The following is a 4,303-nucleotide window of genomic DNA, read 5'->3' on the forward strand; positions in this document are numbered from 1 at the left end:
GGTTCGAATCCCCCTCTTTCCGATTTTGAGCCTAGATGCTCTGCACATTGCAGCTGGAAAACCCCGCCAGAGCGGGAACGCAGCAACGGTATTCAGTTTGCAGTGGTGCCGGAGATTATCTAGGCTCTTTTTTTTACATTGAAAAGTCTTTTCCAAGGTAGATTTCTCGGGCTTCCTGCGACTTTAAAATCTCTTCTTTTCCGCCTGAAACTAAAATTGTTCCTGTGGAAATTATTATGGCGCGGTCAGTTATTTCCAAAGTATCGCGCACATTGTGATCTGTTATAAGAACGCCGATTCCTCTTTTTGCAAGCAGCCTTATGATTCCTTTTATATCCGCGACTGCAATCGGATCTATTCCGGCAAAAGGCTCGTCTAAAAGCAGAAATTTTGGCTCTATTGCAAGTGAGCGTGCTATTTCAGTTCTGCGCCGTTCTCCGCCAGACAAAGTGTACGCCTGCTGTTTTCTTATGCGCCCGATGTTGAATTCCTCTATAAGCTGGTCAAGCTCCCGTTTTTTTTCGATTCGTGTTAAATCCTTGCGTGTTTCAAGAATTGCCCAGATATTTTCTTCGACTGTAAGTTTTCTAAAAACTGAAGGTTCTTGCGGAAGATACGAAATTCCAGCCCTTGCTCTCTTGTACATTGGAAGCTGCGTTATGCATTCTTCATCAAGAAAAACATCGCCAGCTGTTGGCTTATAAAATCCCACAATCATATAAAAAGTTGTGGTTTTTCCAGCTCCGTTTGGCCCTAAAAGTCCCAGAACTTCCCCGGTTTGCATAGAAAAATCAACGCCCTTTACAACACTTTTTTTCCCGAATGACTTATATAATGAAGAAACTCTTAGCGTGCTTTTTTCTTTATTCTGGGATTCCATTCTGCTCCTCCGAGATTTCTTTTTTTTCTTCAGTATTCTCGCTGTTTTCTGGTTCAGTAGAATTTTTTTGATTTGGCTTGCTTGATTCCGCAGTGGAAACAGAGCCTTTTACTCTTCCTGTGAGCGTTATTTCCTGAGTTTCCATGTCAAGAAGAATCACCTGCGCGCGGAAAGTGTCTCCGTTCTGCACGATTTTCGGATTTCCGCTCATTTCCAAAGTCTGCTCGTTTTTGCTGTAGATTGCGTAGGCGGAAGTGCAGACATTTTTCTTTTGCGTCAAATTCACCTGAATCTGCATGATGGCGGTTTCTTTTTTCTGGTCGTATTCAATGAGTTCAGCCTTTGCATTTACGCCGTTCTCTGTGTCAGAAAGCTCAACGTTCTGCTCTAGAACTGCGATTTTTGTCTGCCTGTCGTATTGCATTCTTTCGCAGGTAAAATCCATTTTGCTTTCTGTGTTTTTTCCGGCAACTTTCCCGCTTGCAACTATCCGCCTGAAATTCTTTCCGGAAAGCTCTATTGTTTCCGCAGAAATTTCCATGTTTTCTGTTTTTACCTTTGCACTGCCTTTTAAAATTGTCGTGCTGTTTTTGCTTCCAGCTGTTCCCGTCATTGAGTCTGCGCTGAACGTTATCTGCTCCGCGCTTGCCGCAAAAGAAAAAATCAGAAGCAGTATATAGAACAAAATGAATTTTTTACTCTTCACTGAAATTTTCTCCGTCTGATTCTTCGTTGTCATCCGTTGTGATTATTCCCGTTACAGGATTTGCAAATTCAAAACTTTTGGAAAGTCCGCTTGCAGAAAATCCGCTTCCCTGAATTTCAATGTCGCTTCTTGTAAGCTTTACATTTCCATCCTTTGTGGAAACCATCTGCTTTGTTTCTGAATTCCATTTTAGTCTTTCCGCATTTATTTTGAAATTCTGTTCGATGTTGTTGATGAAAATTTCGTTGAACAACGTGTAGATTTTTGTGTCGCTGTTGATTCCAAGCAAAGCGCAATATCCTTCAGTCAAAAGATCGCCGCCTGAATTCCAAGTTTTGAATCTTGCGTCTTTTGCATAAGCTGAACTGTCCTTGTATTGCTCAAGAGTCTGCGCCTGAATCTGCGTTGAAAGTTTGTTGTCTTCGTATTTTTTGTAATCGGCGTCTTTAAATTCAAGTTCCGGGGAAGAGTCTGTTCCGCTGGGATTTTCATCGTATTTTAAGGAACAGGAGGAAATTGCAAGGAGCAAAAGGAAAAAAGCGGCTTTGAGCATTTTGCGTTTACAGAACTTCTATTATTTCAGGTTTGCCAGGAATTGGAATTTTCCGTGTAACTGCAAAAACTAGCGCAGAAGACAAAAGAAGAAACAAAAGCACAAACACAGCTTTTCCGTCGCTTGAAATCGATTTTCCGAAAAAATTCATTATAGGCGAGGCTGCAAAATATCCTGCGATTGCGCACAGAAACGGAATAAAAAGCGAAACAATTCCCTGTGCTGCCTGCACTTTTTTGTTTGCCCCGATTATTACAATAGAACCGCTTGAAATTTCCATGTTATGCGGATTTGCAACTTCAAATGCGTGGTTTCTTTTGGCGCATCCGGCTGAGCAGCTTGCGCATTCTTCTTTTTCAAATCTTGCGGCAAGAATTTTGTTTTCTTTTATCGACATTATAAGAGCTTTTTCGGTCATGCTTTCCTTCTTGCGGATTTTATTCAGTTTTTTTTATTGACTCAAGCATCCTGTTGCATTCCTGGACGCCGGCTTTGTTGTTCAGTTCTTGATAAGTGTCGCGCAGATTGAAAAGTGCATCGTAATAATGCGGGCTAAGCGAAACTGCGTGCTCAAAAAAATTGGCGGCTTCCACATAATCGCCTTGCTGAAAACTTACAACTCCGCTTGTGTTCCAGTAATGCGGATTTACTGGATTTAGTTCAAGGCCTTTTGCGCAGTAAAGCATGGCTTCGTCAAATGTCTTTGTGGAAACACAAAATGAAGCTAGGCTGTCCAATGTGTCTTCATCGTATGGATTTATTCTGTAAGCGTGCTCCATTGCGGCTTTTGCAAGGGAAATTTTTCCTGCGTCATGGTAAGTAAGCCCCAGGTTGAACCACAAAAGATAATTTGAATTTTCTACAGTTATCGCCCTTTTTAGGCAGGCAATCGCATCTTCGTATTCGCCTTTTGAGGCAAGATGAACCGCCTGATTATTTAGTTTTTCGCTGTTTTCAAGCATCTTTATTTTCTGCTCCCATAAGTTCTTTTGGAATCATCGAAACAAAAAGCTCTTTTATAAGAATTGCATCCTCGTTGTCTTTTCCGAAAAGTTCAATAAAAGAGTTTCCTCCGTTAAAAATAAGCTCGATTCCCTTTTTCTTTGCTATTTTAATAGAAGAATTTTGTTCCATAAGGGCGATTGCTTTTTCTACAGCCGGACTTTCAATTCCTTCTTTTGCAGCCTGAATAAAGAAATGGCTAAGTTCTTGAGTTTCCTTGGGATTTTCCTTGTTCTGCTCAAAAAAAGTAAGAACTGGAAGCGATTTTTTGCCTTCAACAATGTCGTCTCCGCGCTTTTTGCCAGGATTTCCTGTTGTAAGATTTATAACATCGTCAATAATTTGAAATCCGGCTCCAATTTCAGAAGCGATTATTCCGGCTTTTTTTACAGTTTCATCGTCCGCATTGGAAGCAAGTGCTCCTGTTTTGGCGGCAAGAGAAGCCAGCGTTCCTGTTTTGCCCTTTACCATTTCAAGATATTCTTGCACAGAAGGAACTTTTGTGTTGTCCCTGTGCCAAGCTATGTCCATTGCCTGCCCCAAATGAAGCCGTCTAAGCTCCATAAGATAATTAGTGAAAAGTCTATTTTTAAGCTCTATAGAACAATTTAATTTCTCTATGCAGAGTGGAGCTTCAAAGTAGAGCCAGGAACCTGCGTTTATTGCAGTGTCGATTCCGTAAGTTATGTATGCGGCTGGTTTTCCGCGGCGAACAGGAGAACTGTCCTCAATGTCGTCATGGATAAGGCTTGCTGTATGCACAAATTCAACAAGAGGCGCAAGTAAATATGCCGCTTTTTGGGATTTTTCTTTGTCTTTTGCACAAGCTCGGGCGCATAAAACTAAAAGCAGAGGTCGCCATCTTTTTCCGCCAAGGTCCACTAAAGAGCGTGTTGTTTCTATAAGCGGAAAAATGTGCTTGGAGTCTATATTTTCATTTCCAAAAGAAAGTTTTTTCCATTCGCTGTTTGCTTCAAGCGGAAGAAAGTTTTTTATAGAAGATTCAATCTGTTCCAAATGCGCCAAAAAATGCTTGTTCATAGAATACAATAATAACTGAGGTTGCTTCAAAAGTCTATGGCTATTTGAAATGGAAATTAACTGTTATTCCCCGATTTAATCGGGAAATCTCTACACGTGAGATACTCCGGTCAAGCCGGAG

At 41.1% G+C, this 4,303-nt stretch carries 6 protein-coding genes and 1 other RNA gene; 1 reads left to right on the forward strand and 6 read right to left on the reverse strand.

Going from position 1 to position 4,303, the window contains the following annotated elements:
• Nucleotides 1-29 precede the first annotated feature (29 nt).
• Nucleotides 30-128: signal recognition particle sRNA small type (ffs, locus tag B4C08_RS04675), an RNA gene on the forward strand.
• 5 nt (nt 129-133) lie between these two features.
• Here ffs and lptB read toward each other — a convergent pair.
• Genes lptB through B4C08_RS04705 form a run of 6 tightly spaced genes read right to left on the reverse strand, consistent with a single transcriptional unit; the run spans nt 134 to nt 4,182 of the window.
• Nucleotides 134-880: an LPS export ABC transporter ATP-binding protein gene (lptB, locus tag B4C08_RS04680; RefSeq protein ID WP_295798590.1), complete on the reverse strand. Its 747-nt coding sequence runs from the start codon at nt 878-880 to the stop codon at nt 134-136.
• Nucleotides 864-1,586 carry an LptA/OstA family protein gene (locus B4C08_RS04685; RefSeq protein ID WP_296663493.1) on the reverse strand — a complete coding sequence of 241 codons (723 nt, stop codon included), beginning with the start codon at nt 1,584-1,586 and terminating at the stop codon, nt 864-866. Before B4C08_RS04685 ends, lptB begins: the two co-directional genes overlap by 17 nt.
• Nucleotides 1,576-2,139, reverse strand: a complete 564-nt coding sequence (gene lptC / locus B4C08_RS04690) for an LPS export ABC transporter periplasmic protein LptC (RefSeq protein WP_296663495.1) — start codon at nt 2,137-2,139, stop codon at nt 1,576-1,578. The genes B4C08_RS04685 and lptC overlap by 11 nt, the downstream gene beginning before the upstream one ends.
• A gap of 7 nt (nt 2,140-2,146) precedes the next feature.
• Nucleotides 2,147-2,557 carry a SoxR reducing system RseC family protein gene (locus B4C08_RS04695; protein WP_296091832.1) on the reverse strand — a complete coding sequence of 137 codons (411 nt, stop codon included), beginning with the start codon at nt 2,555-2,557 and terminating at the stop codon, nt 2,147-2,149.
• 19 nt (nt 2,558-2,576) lie between these two features.
• Entirely contained in the window at nt 2,577-3,101 is a 525-nt protein-coding gene (locus tag B4C08_RS04700; protein WP_296091833.1) for a tetratricopeptide repeat protein, read from the reverse strand.
• Nucleotides 3,094-4,182, reverse strand: a complete 1,089-nt coding sequence (locus B4C08_RS04705; RefSeq protein WP_296663499.1) for a polyprenyl synthetase family protein — start codon at nt 4,180-4,182, stop codon at nt 3,094-3,096. Before B4C08_RS04705 ends, B4C08_RS04700 begins: the two co-directional genes overlap by 8 nt.
• Nucleotides 4,183-4,303: the final 121 nt, after the last annotated feature.

The organism is Treponema sp. UBA753 (genome assembly GCF_002297325.1).
In the GTDB taxonomy this organism is placed as follows: domain Bacteria; phylum Spirochaetota; class Spirochaetia; order Treponematales; family Treponemataceae; genus Treponema_D.